The sequence below is a fragment of the Annamia dubia NIES-4383 genome, from assembly GCF_055394725.1.
On sequence record NZ_AP025630.1, the window covers coordinates 48701 to 67461 of the forward strand.

At 33.0% G+C, this 18761-nt stretch carries 18 protein-coding genes, 1 tRNA gene and 1 riboswitch; of the genes, 12 read left to right on the top strand and 7 right to left on the bottom strand.

Annotated features, from left to right (window positions below; all coding sequences use genetic code 11):
* The first annotated feature begins 28 nt into the window (after nucleotides 1-28).
* The 4 genes from Anndu_RS00200 to Anndu_RS00215 all read left to right on the top strand — a co-directional run bounded on the left by Anndu_RS00200 (nucleotide 29) and on the right by Anndu_RS00215 (nucleotide 3242).
* Complete coding sequence (locus Anndu_RS00200; protein WP_464102437.1) at nucleotides 29-244, top strand: hypothetical protein; 216 nt, start codon at nucleotides 29-31, stop codon at nucleotides 242-244.
* 137 nt (nucleotides 245-381) lie between these two features.
* Nucleotides 382-1212 (top strand): sulfurtransferase, encoded by an 831-nt coding sequence (locus tag Anndu_RS00205; protein WP_464102438.1) that lies wholly within the window; start codon nucleotides 382-384, stop codon nucleotides 1210-1212.
* A 986-nt stretch (nucleotides 1213-2198) separates the two neighbouring features.
* On the top strand, nucleotides 2199-2717 hold the full coding sequence (labA, locus tag Anndu_RS00210; protein WP_464102439.1) for a low amplitude/bright protein LabA: 519 nt from the start codon (nucleotides 2199-2201) through the stop codon (nucleotides 2715-2717).
* A gap of 216 nt (nucleotides 2718-2933) precedes the next feature.
* Nucleotides 2934-3242, top strand: coding sequence for a thylakoid-associated protein (locus Anndu_RS00215; protein ID WP_464102440.1), 309 nt, complete (start codon nucleotides 2934-2936; stop codon nucleotides 3240-3242).
* Nucleotides 3243-3363: 121 nt separating this feature from the next.
* Here the strand turns inward: Anndu_RS00215 and Anndu_RS00220 are convergent.
* Nucleotides 3364-3445, bottom strand: a tRNA-Leu gene (locus tag Anndu_RS00220).
* Nucleotides 3424-4302, bottom strand: coding sequence for a M48 family metallopeptidase (locus tag Anndu_RS00225; protein WP_464102441.1), 879 nt, complete (start codon nucleotides 4300-4302; stop codon nucleotides 3424-3426). Before Anndu_RS00225 ends, Anndu_RS00220 begins: the two co-directional genes overlap by 22 nt.
* A gap of 381 nt (nucleotides 4303-4683) precedes the next feature.
* On the opposite strand from Anndu_RS00225, the gene Anndu_RS00230 reads away from it, so the two are divergent.
* Both Anndu_RS00230 and psaJ read left to right on the top strand, forming a co-directional pair.
* On the top strand, nucleotides 4684-5178 hold the full coding sequence (locus tag Anndu_RS00230; RefSeq protein ID WP_464102442.1) for a Photosystem I reaction center subunit III: 495 nt from the start codon (nucleotides 4684-4686) through the stop codon (nucleotides 5176-5178).
* Nucleotides 5179-5215: 37 nt separating this feature from the next.
* Nucleotides 5216-5335, top strand: a complete 120-nt coding sequence (gene psaJ, locus Anndu_RS00235; protein WP_464102443.1) for a photosystem I reaction center subunit IX — start codon at nucleotides 5216-5218, stop codon at nucleotides 5333-5335.
* Between the two features lie 109 nt (nucleotides 5336-5444).
* Here the strand turns inward: psaJ and Anndu_RS00240 are convergent, their stop codons facing one another.
* The gene (locus Anndu_RS00240) at nucleotides 5445-6560 is read right to left on the bottom strand and encodes an RpoD/SigA family RNA polymerase sigma factor (RefSeq protein WP_464102444.1); all 1116 of its coding nucleotides are present in this window, start codon (nucleotides 6558-6560) and stop codon (nucleotides 5445-5447) included.
* A gap of 490 nt (nucleotides 6561-7050) precedes the next feature.
* Here Anndu_RS00240 and Anndu_RS00245 point away from each other — a divergent pair, with 490 nt between their 5' ends.
* The 3 genes from Anndu_RS00245 (at nucleotide 7051) to Anndu_RS00255 (ending at nucleotide 9514) form a co-directional block, all read left to right on the top strand.
* Nucleotides 7051-7533: a GNAT family N-acetyltransferase gene (locus Anndu_RS00245; protein WP_464104142.1), complete on the top strand. Its 483-nt coding sequence runs from the start codon at nucleotides 7051-7053 to the stop codon at nucleotides 7531-7533.
* 54 nt (nucleotides 7534-7587) lie between these two features.
* Entirely contained in the window at nucleotides 7588-8340 is a 753-nt protein-coding gene (locus tag Anndu_RS00250; RefSeq protein ID WP_464102445.1) for a HEAT repeat domain-containing protein, read from the top strand.
* 100 nt (nucleotides 8341-8440) lie between these two features.
* The gene (locus tag Anndu_RS00255) at nucleotides 8441-9514 is read left to right on the top strand and encodes a potassium channel family protein (RefSeq protein ID WP_464102446.1); all 1074 of its coding nucleotides are present in this window, start codon (nucleotides 8441-8443) and stop codon (nucleotides 9512-9514) included.
* A 3-nt stretch (nucleotides 9515-9517) separates the two neighbouring features.
* Here the strand turns inward: Anndu_RS00255 and Anndu_RS00260 are convergent, their stop codons facing one another.
* From Anndu_RS00260 to Anndu_RS00270, 3 genes are all read right to left on the bottom strand, one after another.
* Complete coding sequence (locus Anndu_RS00260; RefSeq protein WP_464102447.1) at nucleotides 9518-10588, bottom strand: 2-aminoethylphosphonate aminotransferase; 1071 nt, start codon at nucleotides 10586-10588, stop codon at nucleotides 9518-9520.
* Between the two features lie 67 nt (nucleotides 10589-10655).
* Nucleotides 10656-11648, bottom strand: a complete 993-nt coding sequence (locus Anndu_RS00265; protein WP_464102448.1) for a bifunctional riboflavin kinase/FAD synthetase — start codon at nucleotides 11646-11648, stop codon at nucleotides 10656-10658.
* Nucleotides 11649-11784: 136 nt separating this feature from the next.
* The gene (locus tag Anndu_RS00270) at nucleotides 11785-14412 is read right to left on the bottom strand and encodes a DNA polymerase III subunit alpha (RefSeq protein WP_464102449.1); all 2628 of its coding nucleotides are present in this window, start codon (nucleotides 14410-14412) and stop codon (nucleotides 11785-11787) included.
* A 450-nt stretch (nucleotides 14413-14862) separates the two neighbouring features.
* Between Anndu_RS00270 and Anndu_RS00275 the strand changes: the two genes are divergently transcribed.
* From Anndu_RS00275 to Anndu_RS00285, 3 genes are all read left to right on the top strand, one after another.
* Entirely contained in the window at nucleotides 14863-15492 is a 630-nt protein-coding gene (locus tag Anndu_RS00275; RefSeq protein WP_464102450.1) for a DUF3038 domain-containing protein, read from the top strand.
* Nucleotides 15493-16848, top strand: coding sequence for a DUF4335 domain-containing protein (locus Anndu_RS00280; RefSeq protein WP_464102451.1), 1356 nt, complete (start codon nucleotides 15493-15495; stop codon nucleotides 16846-16848).
* Nucleotides 16849-16938: 90 nt separating this feature from the next.
* A riboswitch (cobalamin riboswitch) is annotated at nucleotides 16939-17102 on the top strand.
* A gap of 29 nt (nucleotides 17103-17131) precedes the next feature.
* Nucleotides 17132-17827, top strand: coding sequence for a HupE/UreJ family protein (locus Anndu_RS00285; protein WP_464102452.1), 696 nt, complete (start codon nucleotides 17132-17134; stop codon nucleotides 17825-17827).
* 96 nt (nucleotides 17828-17923) lie between these two features.
* On the opposite strand, the gene Anndu_RS00290 is transcribed toward Anndu_RS00285, so the two are convergent.
* On the bottom strand, nucleotides 17924-18694 hold the full coding sequence (locus tag Anndu_RS00290) for a pentapeptide repeat-containing protein (RefSeq protein ID WP_464102453.1): 771 nt from the start codon (nucleotides 18692-18694) through the stop codon (nucleotides 17924-17926).
* Nucleotides 18695-18761: the final 67 nt, after the last annotated feature.

Here is an 18761-nt window from a genome sequence, read left to right on the forward strand (position 1 = left end):
TTTTTTTAATTATAAAATTTAAAATTACATGATCGGGTCATTTTTAGGCGCAAAATTAGCCAGTTTACCCTTTATTACAGATACTTTTCAATTAATTTTATTTTCTGTAATGATGTTATTAGCGGCCATTTTAATGATTAAAAAAGGCGAACAAAAATTAGAAAAAGCCTTTGGTTATTTTTTAATTGCCGTTTCCGTTTTTTATTTTAGTAAAACAATAGTGCATAGTTTTATTAACATTTAAGAGCATCTAACTTCTGTAATAACTTCAGGTGAAGTAAAATTATTGATCAAACAAAAATAAAGATTTTGCAGTGAGTATTTCTGCTTAGTCAAAAATTTGATACTCCCAAAATCAAATATTTTACTCAATTATTATTAATGATGATTAACAATTCTTTAGTATCCCCACAATGGTTGGCGGAAAATTTAACCGATCCACAAATTAAAATTATAGACTGTCGTTTTTCCTTAAATGATATTAATTTAGGGCGAACCCAATATGAAAAAGATCACATTTTAGGGGCATTTTATCTTGATTTAAACCTAGATCTATCCTCTACTGTGCAAAAACATGGGGGAAGACATCCCCTTCCCGATCCCGATCTTTTTTGTCAGAAATTAGAGCAAATTGGCATTAAATTTAATGAAACTTTAGTCATCGCTTATGATGATAGTTTTAGTGCTTTTGCTTGTCGTTTGTGGTGGTTATTACAATATTTTGGACATGAAAAAATAGCTATTTTAAATGGTGGTTATAATGGGTGGAAAAATCAAAATTATCCCATTTCTCAAGCTATTCCCCCCTCAGAAACAGGCTTTTTTCAAGCACAACCAAAAACTAATTTAGTTTATGATCGAGATCAAGTCATCAATTTAAAAGATTTACCCTCGATGGCTCTGATTGATTCCAGAGAAAGTGAGCGTTATCGAGGAGAAAGTGAGCCAATTGATCCCATTGCCGGCCATATACCAGGAGCCAAAAATTTACCTTGGAAAACCGCCTTAGATCAAAATGCTTATTTTAAATCCTCACAAGAACAACAAAAAAGATGGTTAAATTATGAGGATAAAGAAGAAATAATCGTCTATTGTGGCTCAGGGGTGACGGCTTGTGTCAATTTATTTTCCCTATTTTTAGCGGGGATCAACAAAGGTAAACTGTATAATGGCAGTTGGAGTGATTGGTGTTCATACCTTATTGATGACTAATTTTCAGCATCAACAATCTACACACCATGGTCAAACAGTGCTATAGTTGAGAGTGATTCTATTTCCAGTGCAAATCAAATCACAAGGCAAAATAAGGCCGAAAACGATTTGTTCTAAATTAAAGCGGAACATTTATTTGGGTAGGGAAAAGGGCGCAAAATTAACAAAAATTAAGTTAGTCTTAGCCCGATCTCTATCAAAAAATCTTCTATCTATATTATTTAATCTCTTAATTAGGGTAAAATTATTAGAGAAAAAGAAGAATGTCCAATTAAAATTAATTGTAAATTTAACTTTAAAGTTAATTAACTTAAATTATATTAATCTAATTCCCATTAAGGGAGCAAAAAAATCTCTTATTATTAATTTTTGTTAACTAGATTATTCTTAACTTTCTTATTAAAAGAAAACAAGAAACGACAATTATCTTAAATTGATAATTGTTTCAAGTCAAAATTCTCGAAATAGGCGTTTTATCAAAACTTGATAAAATGTCAGTTTCACTATATTTAATTTATGCTATCTATCCCTAATCATTTGATAATTGATAATCAATAATTAACAATTAATCGGGTTTTAAACCAACCCTTTTAATAGGAAAAATTAAAAATTTTCCGCCCTTTTCAATCCTCTATTTTTAAATAGAGGTAATTGTTTACTGTTAATTGTACAAAAAATTTTGCGAGGTTTTAGATCATTAATTTCTAACTATTAACAGTTAGAAAAGTTTTGCTATAAATTCATAATTAAAAAATTGACAATAGATCATTGTCAATTTTTGGTTATGCTTAATTGTTATACATAATTACTAATTAACTTAAAAATATTCACCCAAAAATTTTAAAAGGAGGCTCAATCAACAAGCATTTTTTAAACAAAATTAATGATCAATTATCAATTATTTATTATCTCAGTTTTAGTATTATTTCCTTTATTTCTAACTAATAAACAACTCCAAAATTATTTAATTAATAGGTATTATTTTTATGAATTGTAAACGAGACCGTATTTCCATTTTTGTGGACGGGAATAATATGTTTTATGCCCAACAAAAAAATGGCTGGTTTTTTGATCCCAGAAGGGTTTTAGATTATTTTACTAACGATCCTAAAGTATCTTTAGTTAACGCTTTTTGGTATACAGGATTAAAAGATTCACAGGATCAAAGGGGCTTTCGAGATGCTTTAATTAGTTTAGGTTATACCGTGCGCACTAAAATTTTAAAAGAATATTATGATGATGCGTCTGGACGTTATTCTCAAAAAGCTAATTTAGATATTGAAATAGTAGTAGATATGTTTAATACTTGTGAACAATATGATCAAGTTATTCTCTTTAGTGGCGATGGAGATTTTGAAAGAGCAATTGAATTATTGCGCTCTAAAAATACTCAAATAACCGTAGTTTCTACGGAAGGAATGATCGCTAGAGAATTAAGAAATGCTACTGATCGTTATATTGATTTGAATGATATTCGAGATCGTATTGAAAAATATGATTATTAATCAAACTATTAACTGAGATTAAATAAAAAATAAAGATATTAGGGCTATCTATTGGAAAAGATAAAGATAAGTTAAGAAAATTTAAGTAATTTTTCGTTAAACTTCCGAAACCTTAAAGATTTCGGAAGTTTTAATCTGAGAAAAAAAGTTGTGGTTTATAATATTAATATAACTTCTTAAAATTAGAATAAATTTTTATTGGGAGGGTGAAAAATTATGGATAAACAAATTTTAGACGAATATCAAAAACAGTTTAGTCAATGGCAACAACAACTAGGCGATTGGCAAAAAAAATTTTTTAGTATTTGGCTAGATAGTGTTCCCCACTGGAAAAGTCAAGAAACATTAAAACAAACTTTAGAAAATACCATTGATTTTCAGGAGGAAGTGATCAAATCTTATTTAGAAGCTCAAGAAAAAGCTAATCAAATGTTATTAGAAAATCAAAAAAAATTCTGGCAAGAATATTTTGAGATTTTGCGCAACACTCCTACTCCTAGTGTGGATGAAGATCCTTATAAATAAAACTTGCTTTATAAAATTAAGAGGGATAAACCATGTTTTAACCCTCTTAATTTTATTTCAATGATATTTTGATCAAGATATTTTAATCAAGATATTTTGATCAAATTAAATCGCCGTGATATGGGCAGAGAGAGACTCGAACTCTCATGACCGAAGTCGCTTGATTTTGAGTCAAGTGCGTCTACCAATTTCGCCACCCGCCCCCATTAATTTCACTTTGATCATTATACACCATTTTTCGATTTTTGATCAATTTTTCATATTGAATTGAACTAGCCCAAAGATCTATTTCTCTGGCTCTTAAGATAGGTACGGGATGGGTTAATTGTTGAGTTTGAGAGACTTTGAGCATTTTTCCTAAGTCATTTTGACCAATTTGATCATAAGTTCGGGCTTGTTCGATAAAAGCCTCTAAATTTAATTGTGATGCGATGGAAGGTGATCCTCCGGTTAATTTCATTAAGACAGACATTACAACTTTAGGATCTTGGGCGGCCAACAAAGCGGCGCGATCGCAACTTAATTCAGCACAACGTCCCCATTCTAAAATTTTCTCCTGTAAAGATTTGGTTAACAAATTACCCAAAATCGGCAATAAATTAGCCCCTAAAACAATTAAATTAGCTAAAGTTAAATAGACTCCATGTTCACATTTTAAATGCCCTAATTCATGCGCCATTACTGCTTGAATTTCCCGTTCATTTAAGATTTCAATTAAGGAAGTATGTATCACCATAAAAGGCTGTTTCCCACGCATGGCAAAAGTATAAGCATTAGGAATAGGATTTTGTTTAAGATATAATTGAGGCGGTTCTAAATCAAGAGTTTGACAAGCTTCTAAGAGTAAATTATGTAAATGGGGTAATTGTTGTTGATTAATTAAAATGCTAGAAGCAATATTATTAATTAAAAAGAATTGTTCTCCAACGCCCCCCAATAAACCACGAATAATTAAATCTAACCCCGGAAGTTGTTTTAAAGTATTAGTTGCTTGTAAATCAAGGGGATGACGGAATTCATCTGCTTTTAAGCCTAATAAAAGTGTTTTTGAAAAATCCATTGTTCAAAACAAAAATTGATTGAATTGATAAGCTAGTATTAATTATATCAAAATTAATGGTCAACCAGAATCCCTCAAGGCACAATCAGCCCTAGAAGATAGAGATAGAGCAGAAAAATCCTGCTCCACTATGACCCCTCGTTAACTTTTTAACTGGAAACGTAACGATTTTTTACAATTAAGACAGAAGTTTCGTCATAATTCGTTTCAATTGATAGAATGATAGCCATTGTCTGATAATTTTTTTTTAAGACGAATTTCTTGATTAAAAATTTACTCGTGATCATTATAATATGCGAGTAAGATTACTTTGATGTACTGAGATCTTTTAGAGCTTGTGTACAAAAAGTTAATCTTTTGTAAAAAAAGGAAACATTTTCTATGCGACGACTGTTAGCTTTTATTCTCGTTTTAACTCTTTGGTTTGGCTTTGCACCCTCAGCATCGGCTGATTTATCCCACTTAACTCCTTGTAGTGAGTCGGCCGCTTATCAGCAACGGGCAAAAACTTTCGTTAACACCACAGCGGATCCTAATTCTGGCAAAAACAGAGCGCAGGCTTATAGTCAAGCTCTTTGCGGGCCAGACGGTTTACCCCGCTTAATCGTTGACGGACGTTTAGATCATGCTGGAGATTTCATTATCCCCGGTATTCTTTTCCTTTATATCGCAGGATGGATCGGTTGGGCTGGACGTTCCTATCTAATCGCTATCCGTGACTCTAAAGACGCTGAAATGCAAGAAATCATTATCAATGTACCCCTTGCCATCGGCAAAATGTTAGGGGCGGCAGCTTGGCCTCTTGCGGCTTTAGGTGAGTTTACTTCTGGTAAATTAACCGTTAAAGATAGTGAAATCCCCATTTCACCCCGTTAATTTTTATTCATCCACTCAACAGGAGACTTAAAAGACAATGGCTAAATTTTTATGTACTGCCCCTGTTTTATTAACCGCTTTAATGGTTTTTACAGCAGGTTTGTTAATCGAGGTTAATCGCTTTTATCCTGATTTACTATTTCACCCCCTTCAGTAAGTTCGGGGTATAATCACAATCGCATGATTTTGACCCATGAAATTAGGTCAAGTTGTTAAATCAAACAGGGTTTCTTGAAGAAACCCTGTTTTCTTAATCAGGTGAAAAATTAAGTAAGCCAACTTTTTAAGCGCCGAGCTACTTGAGGGCGGCGTAACTTACGCATTGCTTTACTTTGAATTTGACGCACACGCTCACGGGAAAGATTAAACATCCCTCCCACTTCCTCAAGGGTGTAGGGTTGACTTGAATTTAAGCCATAACGTAAAGAAATAACATCTTTTTCCCTTTCGGTTAACACGTCACTTAAGACATCGGAAATTTCTTGACGCATCATAGCCTCACTCATTTGTTCTTCTGGCAGTAACATGGTGTCATCTTCAAGCAGATCCACTAATTCCGTATCTTCTCCCTTGCCCACACGATGATTGAGGGATAAAGATTGACGACGTAGTTGTAAAAGATGATGAAGTTGAGCGTGGGTAACTTCTAATTCTTGTGCCAATTCTAGCTCAGTGGGATTACGATGGAGAGTTTGTTTTAAAGTTCTTTGAGCCTTTTTGAGTTTATTGAGTTTTTCCACAATATGAATGGGCAAACGAATGGTACGCGCATCATTGGCGATCGTCCGAGTGATGGCCTGACGGATCCACCAATAAGCATAGGTGGAAAATTTATAACCCTTATTAGGATCAAACTTTTCGGCGGCTCGATTTAAACCGATCGCCCCTTCTTGGATCAAATCTAAAAAAGGAACGCCACGATTAAGATAGCGTTTCGCAATGGAAACCACTAAACGAAGATTAGAACGAATCATTTTGCGTTTAGCCACTCTGCCCAAATAGAGACGATGCTCCAATTTTTTCTCATTTTCTAAGCCCATTGCCACAGCCAGTTCTGATTTGGTGGGGGGGCGTTGCCATTTCTCTTGTAAGGCATGACGTTGTTCTTCTACTTCGATCATAAAGCCCACATTTCGAGCTAATTCAACCTCCTCGTCTGCTGTTAACAAAGGATAACGAGCCATTTCTTTAAAAAAAGCTCCTACCGTATCATCCGACTTAGTTTTGCTATAGCCAGAAGAGCTATTTTTGGGATCGCTTTCTTCGGAAAATTCGACTTCAACAAGATTTAAAGCTAAATCGTGAGAGTCTTCCAGTTCATCTAATCCTAGATTTGATTGAGAATTAAGAAACTCTGTTGGGGTTAAATCAGTAAATTTCATAGTATTTGGCGGCTATGGAATAAAAGGAGATATTTGGCAATAATTAAAGAAAATGGTCAAAATTGTTAAAAATTTTACATTTTCTTAAGAAAGATTAATCAAAATTCTTAAAATTAAGTGAAAAATTGTTTTATTTGTAGTTATACCCAAAATAAAATCAAAAATGATCAAGGAATCATCAAAGATAAAATTTTGTTAATTTTAAAGATTGATCAGCAATAATAGGGAAATAATGTTAATTAGACTATCAGAAATGGCAAATTAGTCTGTTTTACTGATTACAAAATAGCAATTTGATAAATTGAGAGCTAATTTAGCGGATTAAAGTTAAATCTAAGATAGCATTTTTAGCAAAGTATCAGGATCATTGTCCAGTTATCAGTAGGCAGTAATCAGTATTTTTGTCAATTTTTATACTTATTACTTGATTACTTGAATTGTGCAAACAGTCTGTGACTTTAGCCCTGTGCTGATCACCAAAGAAAAAATTATGAATCATCAATTGCCCAGTAACTTTAAATTTTGTCAAGCCCAAGCTAAAGATCGGGCTTTATTAGTAAAATTTCTACGTCATACTTATAAAGAATTATTTCCCTATCAATCAAATTTTGTTCATTTAATCAAAACAGTTGACGATTATTTCAGTTTAGAAACTCCTTTATGGTGGGTGGAAAAATCAGATAATGTAGAAGAAAAATCCAACTTAAAAATTGCTTGTTTATGGATGGGAACAGGGATTGATCAAGTCACAGGAGAGCGTTATAGCCATATTTTTTTATTATATGTAATGCCAGAATATCGTCAACAAGGAATAGGAAAAGCTTTGATGAATCAAGCAATTTTATATGCTAAAAATAAAGGTGATCAAAAAATCGGTTTACAAGTATTTACCCATAATCAACAAGCCTTAAATTTATATCAAAATTTAGGATTTCAAACTCAATTTTATTTAATGTTTAAAAAATTAGAGTAATATTCCAATCAATGTTATGATTTTCTTATCATTGTTGATAAAAATTTGAGTTCCATGATACACAACCAACCTAACCTCCTTGATTTAGATGACAGTGAAATTGATCCCTTAGATGAAATTGAACCTATTGATCAACAAAGTTCACCTCAATTTGATGTGGAGGAAATGTTAAATTTACTTTCCTCAGCCCAGAGTCATCAAAGAATGATGGCCGCAAGGGCTTTTTGTGAAATAGAGGATCTTAGATCTATCCCCTTCTTAATTGAATTATTAAAAGATGTTTGTCCTTTGGTGCGTGTTAGTGTAGCTTATGCTTTAGGGCGTAATACTAGCCCTAGTGCCGTTTTACCCCTGATCGAAACTTATCACAGTGACTGGAATGGCTATGTGCGTAAAGGTGTGGTTTGGGCTTTAGGAAACTGTTGTGATAGTCGTTGTGTCGACACTTTACTTCATGCTTTAAAAACGGATATTTCCGCCGTTAGACTGTGGGCAGCCAGTGGCTTGGCGCAAATTGCCAAATTAGATTATGAAGATATGATTAAAGCCATACCACCCCTGATTGAAAGTTTACGCAGAGATAGTGTAGCGGCGGTTAGAAGTAATTGCGCTTGGTCTATAGGTCAAATTTGTCGTGAAATGCCTTTAAACGTGGTTTATGCTACGGCGGTGGATGCGTTAATTGAAAGTTTAGTTGAGGATCCTGATCTGGGAGTCAAAGAAGATGCGAGGGGGGCATTATTAAAATTAGGGGATACCAGAGGAATTAAAATGATTGAAGAATTAGAGTTAGAAGGTTTAATTTAAGCTTAGTTATTAGTTATTGGTTATTTGTAACAAGGCTTTAACACTTTTGAAAAAACTAATTAATTTGCTATAACCAATAAGCAATAATTAATAATTAAAGATGCGAAAAGAAGATTTTTTAACATTTGAAAAAAAATATCAAAGGCTTAATCGTCAACTTATTTCCGGTATTTTAATCTTAGGGGGACTGTTTTTTTTAGGAACAATTTGGTATTATTTAATTGAAAAATGGTCTTGGGCTGATGCGGCTTATATGACGATTATTACCCTTTCTACAGTAGGCTTTGGGGAAACTCATCCCCTTGGGGTAAAATCTCGTTTATTTACGATGGTTTTAATTTTATTGGGGGTAATAACCATCGGTTATATTGTTAATCGTTTTACTGAATTAATTATTCAAGATTATTTTCAACAAAGAAATCGTTTAAAATTGGAATTATCATTGCTAGAAAGTCTTGCTAATCATTATATTGTTTGTGGTTTTGGGCGTATGGGCAGACAGATCGCCCTTGAGTTTGACGCGGAAAATATCCCTTTTGTGGTGATAGACTCCGATCCCGATCGCATTTTAATGGCTAAACAAAAAAATTATATTTGTTTACAAGGTGATGCCACTCTTGATGATTCTTTGTTAGATGTTAAAATCGAAAAGGCCATCTGTATTGTGGCCGCTTTAAAATCCGATGCGGAAAATCTTTATACTATTTTATCAGCTAAAACTCTTAATCCCAAAATTCGCGCGATCGCAAGGGCAAGTAGTGAGGAAGCCTTACAAAAAATGCAAAGGGCGGGGGCTGATGCGGTGGTTTCTCCCTATATTACAGGGGCGAAAAGGTTGGCCTCAGCCGCTTTAAGGCCTCAAGTCATGGATTTTGTAGATGGCATTTTAACCGGATCTGATCGATCGTATTATATGGAAGAATTTTTGCTAGATCCGCGCAACTGTAGTTATATCGGGAAAACCCTCAAAGATGCCCAACTGAGGTTACAGTCAGGGGCTTTAGTTTTAGGCATCAGGAGAGCCGATGGAAAATTGATTGTCGGCCCAACGGGAGATACGGTTTTATGTCAAGGAGATATGTTAATTTGTATGGGAACGGCCGAACAATTGTTACAATTAAATCAAATTTTGGATCCCCTTCATCCCGCTCCGCCCCGTCTGCCCAAAAATTAATTATTAATTGATAATTTCCTTAAATAAATTAATTAAGTTCTCCAAATCTTTAAAAGTAAGATCCCCCATAATTGAAATGCGAAAAATGCTTTGAGCTAATTCACCTTGGCCTGCATAAATGACAAAATCATTAGCTTTTAAATAATTATGTAATTTATCATAAGTTATGCCTTCAGGTAAATAAAAACTCTGTAAAACTACAGAAGAATGATGATCAGCTAAGAGGGGTTTAATTCCTAATTTAATTAACTCTTTTCTCACATAATTAATATAGGATTGATATTGACTTTTTCTTGCTAAATAACCTCCATCTTCTTCTAACTCTAATAAGGCTTCTTCTAAGGCATAAAAAGATTGTACAGACTGGGTAAAAGGTGTTTCTCCCTGATCTTGTTTTTCACAATAGGTTTTTAAATCTAAATATAAAGTTCGGGGTGTTATCTTAACATTTAATGCCTCCCTTTCTACTATCACAAAAGCAGTTCCGGGAATACTATGTAAACACTTATTGGCAGTGGCCGCACAAGCGGTAATTTGCCAATTTTTGAAGTCTAGATCTTCAGCCCCAAAACTACTAACTCCATCTACTAATAATTTTAAATTATAGTTTTGGCATAACTCAGAAATTGCTTTTAAATCGTTTAATCTCCCCGTAGTTGTTTCATGGTGAACCACTGCTAAATGGGTTAAATCTTGATGATTTTTTAAACAAATTTCTAAACAATGTAAATCAATTTCTTCCCCCCATTGTAAATGAAAAGGGACATAATTTAGACGATGAATTTTAGCAATTTTGGTTAATCTTTCCCCATAAACACCATTTTCAATAATTAATAATTTACCATCATCAGGAATTAAACTACTGATCATTGCTTCCATCGCAGAAGTACCGGATCCAGTTAACAGAATGGACGCATATTGATGGGGATCAAGATCATAAATTTTCAGTAATTTTTCCCTGATTTTATTTTGTAATTCAAAAAATTCAATTTCTCGATGACATAAATCAGGTTTTAAGAGAGCTTTTTTTACTCTTTGACTTAAAGTTACAGGGCCAGGATTAAGTAATATCATAATAATAAATTTTTTATCATAAGGATTTTTTGATATTGATTAATTATTAACTGTCAACTGTCAACTGTCAACCGATCAAAACTGCTTTTTCACAGTCTATTTTAATTTGTTGTTTTAATTCATCTAAAGAATTAAATTTTTTTTCAGGACGTAAAAATTGTTCTAATTTAACTGTTAAAATTTGATCATAAAGATTACCCTCCCAATTTAAAAGATGAACTTCAATTGTTTGTTTTTTGCCGTCAACAGTGGGGCGAGTGCCAATATTCATCACTCCTTGAATGGGATTATCTAATAATAATTCAGGAATATATTGCACTCCATGATTAAAAATCTTTTCCTTCCAATTGAGTTTAAACTGTTCAAAATTATGATGTTTATTCAAAAATACTTTAACACTATAAACCCCCTGACATGGAATAAATTTAAAAGGATCTAGTTCTAAATTAGCAGTGGGAAAACCAATTTTTCTACCTAATTTTTCCCCTTCAATTACTCTCCCTGTTAAGGTATAATTTCTGCCTAAAAGTGCTGTTACTTGTTCAATTTTTCCCTTATTTAATGCTTCTCTAATGGCAGAACTACTAATCCTCATATTATGATTATCTGTTTTAAGAGTCACAATGTTAACCTCAATTCCATAATCAAAAGCGATATGTTTCAAGTATTGAGCCGTACCCATTCTTTTATTGCCAAATCTAAAATCTTCTCCCACACTAATAAATTGAGCATTTAATTCTTTAATTAAAATATTTTCTATAAAATCTTTTGGTTTTAAACTCGCTAATTCTCGATCAAATGGAAGTAAAATCAGTTGATCTATACCTAATAAGTGTAATTGATAAGCTTTATCTCTGATGGGAGTTAAGAGTTTTTTACTTTGTCCTGAAAAAAATTCCTGAGGATGGGGATTAAATGTTACTACGGTTTTGTGACAATTGCTATATTCTTTCAAGATCGGTTGTACTACTTGACGATGGCCAAGATGGATCCCGTCAAAGTTACCAAGGGCGATCGCATTAGGGGTGAGAGCTTTTGAAGTTAAAGATGTAATCCACACTGTATTATTATTAGTTATTTATTATTGGTTATTTGTTATTACCTATTAGGGATAAATAGGTAATAAATTTTAATAGTTTTACATATCAAGTTCGATAGAACCTCAATAATAATTTATATTAATTACTTATTACTGGTCACTGGTCACTGGTCACTGTTTTTAAGTCTAAACCTTTTTCAAAAATTTCATCAATAGGTAACATTTTACCATCAGTTGTCATAAATTTATGATCTTTTGTGGCTTTAATTTTTACGCCATTTTCTAACTCATATTCAAAGATTTCTTGAACTCCCCGCTCATGAAATTGGGCGATTGGTTGGGTATAAATTAAACCATTTTGATCAAGAGAATAGACATGACAATTAATTTTTTCTTCGACAATTTTACCAATAGGAATTAAACCATATTCAAGGGTTAAAATTAGGGTATCATAACTCAAACAATATTCAGCAAATTTAACCATTTGATCAAATAAATTTTCCGCAATATCTCGCCTCACACCATTTTTCATCGCCCCATCAATAAATTTTTCTTGATGTTTTGCCATTTCTGAAGCTTTCTTTTTCCCCATCGCCCGCCGTAAAAGATCAGCTTCTCCTAAGGAATATCCGGCTAGATCTTGCGCCATTTTCATGATCTGTTCCTGATAACATAAAACACCATAGGTTTCCTTTAAAATTGGGGTTAAAAGTTCATGTTGATAAACTATTTGTTCTCTCCCATGTTTACGATTAATAAAAATAGGAATTAACCCCGCATCCAAAGGGCCGGGACGATATAATGCTAAAATTGATGAAATATCCTCAATTCCTGACGGTTTTAACTCCTGTACAATTTTTTTCATCCCATCAGATTCTAATTGAAAAATTCCTTCTAAATCACCTTTTTCTAATAATTTATGAGTCCGATAAATGTCTGGAGGTAATTTTTTTTCTTTTCCTTTTGCTAATATTTGTAAAGCTTTTTTTTCATCTAAAGGTAACTGATCTAAATCTAATATTGTCTGTTGATTTTCCTCAATTAATTCCACTGCTTTTTTGAGGGTTGTTAAATTTTTTAACCCTAAAAAATCCATTTTTAATAATCCTAAAGAGTCCAGATCTTCCATGAAATATTGAGTAATTACTGCCCCTTCATTATTCTTTTGTAAAGGGACAATTTCATCTAAAGGTTGTGCCGAAATTACTACGCCGGCCGCATGAACTCCAAAAGTTTTATTTGTACCTTCAATGCGAATAGCCATATCTAACCAACGGCGAACATCGGGATCACTATCATATTTTTGTTTAAATTCTGGGGCTGGTGTTTCATCGGAAATCATCACTTTTAATTTAGTAGGTTTACCCCTAGAAACGGGGATCAATTTTGCCATATGATCCGCATCTTGATAGGGTATTCCTAACACCCTGGCCACATCTTTTAAAACTGCTTTAGAGGTCATTTTATTAAAGGTAATAATTTGAGCAACCCGATCTTCCCCGTATTTTTCTGTTACATATTTAATCATTTGATCCCGACTTTCAATACAAAAGTCGGTGTCAATATCGGGCATAGATTTACGTTCAGGATTTAAAAATCTTTCAAATAAAAGGCCATGGTGTACGGGATCAATATTAGTAATTTTTAAAGCATAAGCTACTAATGATCCGGCCGCAGATCCTCGGCCAGGCCCCACAGGAATATCATGATCTCTAGCATATTTTATATAATCCCAAACTACTAAAAAGTAGGTGGAAAATCCCATTCTTTGTAACATTTTTAATTCATATTTTAAGCGCTCTTGATAGACTTCATCTATTTCTTCAATGGTGCGACATTTTAACCTTTCTTTTAAACCTTGCCATGCTATTTCTTCTACATAAGTATCAGCAGTATGACCGGCCGGAACTTCATAATCAGGGATTCTTGGCTCTCCTAATATATCATAATGTTTAACTTTTTCTGCTACTTCTAAAGTGTTATTAATTGCTGATTTAATAACCTCATCTTCTAAATGATCTCTAAATAATAAGGCCATTTCTTCGGCGGATTTTAAATATTCTGTGCCACTATAACGCAATCTTTTATCTTCAATAATTTGTTTTTGAGTTTGAATACATAAAAGGGCATCATGTGCCTCCACATCATAACAGGAAATAAAGTGAGAATCGTTAGTTGCCACAATTTTTATATTTAATTCTTTGGCTATTTTCACAATAGCAATATTAACAATTCGATCTTCTTTTGAGCCATGATCTTGTATTTCTAAATAAAAATCATCTTTAAAAACTTTTTGATACCATTTAGCCACATTTTTTGCTTCTTGAAATTTTCCAGCTAAAATTAATTGGGATATTTCTCCACCTAAACAAGCGCTAGTAATAATTAAACCTTCATGATATTTTTCTAATAAGTCTTTATTAATACATGGACGTGCCATAATTCCCTTACCTTGAAAACCTTTTAAGTGGGAAATGGTGGTTAATTTAACTAAATTTTTATAACCAATGGTATCTTTTGCTAAGACAATTTGATGATATTTTTTATACTTTCCTTTTACTTCAATATCACCATTAATCACATACATTTCATTACCAATAATTGGTTTAATTCCTTTCGCCCGACATTTTTTAATTAATTCGATCGCCCCATACATCACACCGTGATCTGTTAAAGCGATCGCGCCAATATTTAATTCTAAGGCCTTATCAATCAATGGTGTTAACTGGGAAGCACCATCAAGTAAACTATAATCACTATGAATATGTAAAGGAGCAAAGGTCATATAAAAGTTGATTGATTTTGTTAAAGGCTACTGGGAATATTATATATTACAAAAATGTTGAATTTTTTAATAGAATTTAACTTAAAGTAAAACCTAATTAGATTTTGACTTTAGACAGACATAAGTAGATGTGAGTAATTAATTACTCAATGGTGGCACAGGCTTCTAGCCTGTGACGGGCAGAATGCCCATTCCACATTATGTAATTAATTTTGCATAGGTACTTAGCAGGGCTATCTGCCCACAGCTAATCATACCCTAGTTAAGTAAGGCATTTTAACCATAGTTAAAGATTAAATCAACAGACAAGATACAATCTATGCAATAATGACTATACTAAAGCAAGTAAAGATAAAATCGAATCAGTAATTAAATAGTCATCAACTTGAAAACTCAAATGTTGAAGATTATTTGAGATCATCATACTGATTTTCTCTCACTAATGGAAAAATGACTTCTTCTCTTGATATAATGCTCGATAGTACATCGAATCAATCAACAAAACCGTTTATTTTAAGCAATCTTCCCGATTTTTCTTTGGCAGATGGGAAGTTTTCATTGCGTAGTATTCAACAGATTGATCTAATTTTATTAGCCCTAGAAGCGTTAGAATTAGGTGGCTCTGAATATATGTTAGCCTTAGCCCAACAGTTGGAATTAAACGAAATTATCCCTAATCGAGTAGTTTTATGGCGTTTACGGTGTACTAACCCTTGGCGCAAGTCTTATCATCGTGATACCCTAACCCTAGATCAAGCAAAAGCCTTAGTCATTATCGCAGGTTATTTAGCAAAACAATTAACCGTGTTAATTCGTCAACTCTTAACAGCCGAGGAGCAAATGAGGGCGAAAAAATTACCCCTTGAATATCATTTTCGCTTAGGGGAATATTTAGAAAGATTCCGATCGCATTTTAGTAGTAGAATGAATCCACACCGTTCTAAAGTGGCGATTTATTTAAGTGATCCCGATCAATTAAATCAATTGGCTTTATCGTTACTGAATCAATTATTATTCTGTACGGGAACAATGGGCATGAAAAGATTATGGCTTAGTTTATTTGATGGAGAGGTAGTGTAAATGCGTCGTCAATATAGTCTTCCTAATTGTACTTTAACGATCGAGGGTTTAGGGGATGAAAGTCGTTTTGATTCTCAAATTCAAGATCAACGGCCGTTAATTACAACTTTAATGGAATTTGAATGTGAATTTAGCGGTTTTCATGATACTTTTAGTTTAAAAGGTGGGAACACTTTTTTTGATGCTTTGTTAAAGGAAGTTAACCGTTATACTCAAAGTTTATTAAGTGGAATTAATCACCCGATCGAGCATTATGACAGTCATTTAATCATTGAGATTGAGCCATTAACCCAAACAAATTTACACAGTTTAACAGTCACAACTCCCGAATCTGGTAAAGAACCTGTTATTATTAATTTAACCACGATTCAATTATTTGATTTAGTAGAAACTTTAGATCAATTATTAGCAGATCCCCAAACTTTACCTAATTTAATTTTTGAATTACAACCTTTAAGCCGCCGTTATCGCATCGCTGAACAATCTTTGACGAGACAGGCCGCTCCTGCTACCTTGGGTTTAGCTAGTTTAGCCGTCAGTGGTTTATTATTATTTTTCTTGTTACCCATTCCTAAAACCCAAATTAAAGATCCTACTAACCCCCAAAGTCAGGATAAAACTGAACAATTATCAGAAAAAGAAAAAAATAAGGAATTAATTAAACCAGAGGATGCTCAAGCGATTTTAGCACAAGCCCCCGAAATTGAAGACGCAACGGAATTAAAATTTATTCAGCGCTATCTATTCCGCACGATTAACGATATTTGGGAAAATCGAGATCAAGTAACTCAACCTTTAGCATTTGAGGTGACAGCCACTAAAGATGGTTCAATCATTGATTATAAAGCTTTAGAGGGAACAAGGGAAGAAGATGCTCAAAAAACCCCTTTAGAGGCTTTACGTTATTTACCCACTCGTGGCGCACAAGTGAATAAAGAAGCCATCGCTGTGTTTAAAGTAGTGTTTGATGGTCAAATTTTAGAAATTAATCCCTTACACGGAAGTAAAGGAGAAGCCACTTTTGGGCCTGAAATTAAACAGAAAAATAAATTAAAAGAAATGACTGTCAAATTAAGAGACATTTTAACGGAACAATTTAAAGAAGGTCAAAGATTTTCCGCTACGATGGAATTTAGAATTGCCATGACGGAAGATGGTATTATTGGCGATTATGAAGCTTTAAATCAAAAGGCAATGGATTATGAAAAAGAAACTCCTTTAGCTGATTTAATTAACTTAGAAGCAGTAGGAATTGTTGCGGGAGGGAGTTTAGTTCCCCAAAAACCGTTAGGTCAATTTAAGGTTATTTTCTATCCTCAAGGTAAAATTGAGGTTAGCCCTTGGCGGGGATATTAAACTTGCGGTACAAATAGGAAACTGTTATAACAATTCATTAAAATTATACGCCGAAAAAAGCGTTAGTGTAAATTTGGGATGCTCCTCTGTTATAATCAAAAAATATTTGGTTTAAATGGGGATCAGCCATTTCAAATAAAGGGGAAAGTAAAGTGAGAGTCTTTCGCTGTCCCGCAACTGTGATGAAATTATTATTTCTAATATTTTTTTAATTATTTCTAAGTCAGAAAACCCGCCAAATAATTAACATTTTGAATCAAAAAATTCTGCGAGGTACAGAAATTTGTTACAACAATTTTTCGCTAGTTTAAAAACTTTAAACAAAAATTTTGCTTGGGATCAATTAACTAAAAAACAAGTTATTTTTTCAATTTTTGTTTTATTTTGTTTCCTGAATATTGCCACTCCTGCCTCGGCTCATCATGTGATTGATGGGCGTATTCCTGCTAATTTTATTGAAGGTTTATTATCAGGTTTTGGCCATCCGATCATTGGTTTAGATCATTTTGTAGGGGTAATTGCCACAGGTTTAATTGGGGTGGGACAATCTTTAGGAATTATTTTTCCCATTAGTTTTATTTTAGCAACTATTGGCGGAACAATTTTTCATCTTAACTCAATTAATTTACCTTTTCCTGAAGTAATCATCGCTTCTTCTATCGTGATTTTTGGGTTAATTTTAACTTTAGAAAAATCTCTTTTTAATAATTCTCAAAAACGGATTTTTGCTTTTGTAATTTTGGGGGCGATCGCCGGAATATTTCACGGTTACGCCTACGGAGAATCAATTATTGGAGCGCAAATGAATCCCCTTTTTGCCTATTTGATCGGTTTTACTTTAATTCAATTAGTAATTGCAATTGGTAGTTATAAAATAGGAAATTTAATTATTAAAACATTTGAGCGTCAATTTTATAAAATAATTCCTTTAGTTGGTTTAGCTATTAGTTCAGTAGGATTTATTTTGATGTTTTCCTAGTTGACTAATTTTGTAGAGATGTTGCAGGGAACGTCTCTACAAAAGAATACAAAGTCTCTACAAAATTAATGATTTTAACCATGATTTTCTGATAATTTAAAAAGGAGTTTCTAAAATATCACCTAAGCCGATCGCTCCGTTTAAATTAGTATCTTCGAGATTAGCTTCAGCTAAATTTGCACCACTTAAATTAGCATTAGTTAAATTAGAATTGGCTAAATTAGCACCTGTTAAATTAGCATCAATTAATTCACAAGCTTCTAAATTAGCACCACTTAAGTCGGCATAATTTAACATAGCAGAATTTAATAAACTACCTTCTAAACGAGCATTTGTTAAAAGAGCATCACTTAAATTTGAATTAACTAAATTGGCACTATCTAACCAACTATTAGTTAAATTAGCACCTTGTAAATTAGCTAATTCTAAATTAGCACTAGATAAATGAGTTTCTCTTAAAATTGAACCTTCTAAAGAAGCTAATTTTAAATTAGCATCATTCAAGTAAGCAAAACTTAAATTAGCACCTGATAAATTAGCATGAGTTAAATTAGCCCCCAATAAATCAGCATTACTTAAATTAGAATTACTCAAATTTGTATGTTCAAGATTAGCATTAATTAAACTGACATTTTGCAAATTAGCCGCACTTAAATTAGCACCTGATAAGTTACTATAATCAAGATTTGCGTTTTCTAAATCAATATAACTTAGATCCGTATTACTAAGATCACAAGCCATACAATTTCCCGTTCTAAAAAGAATTTGTAAATCGTCAGGATTTTGTGCTTTTGCAGTAGAATTAAAACCGAATAAGGCTAATAAAACAACTGTGGTAATAGATAACAATGTCTTGTAACTATTCATCTTTCTACCCCCTCATTAAATGATTTTTCTAAAAAATCCCTCGTAGTTATGAATCAATTTTGGGTTT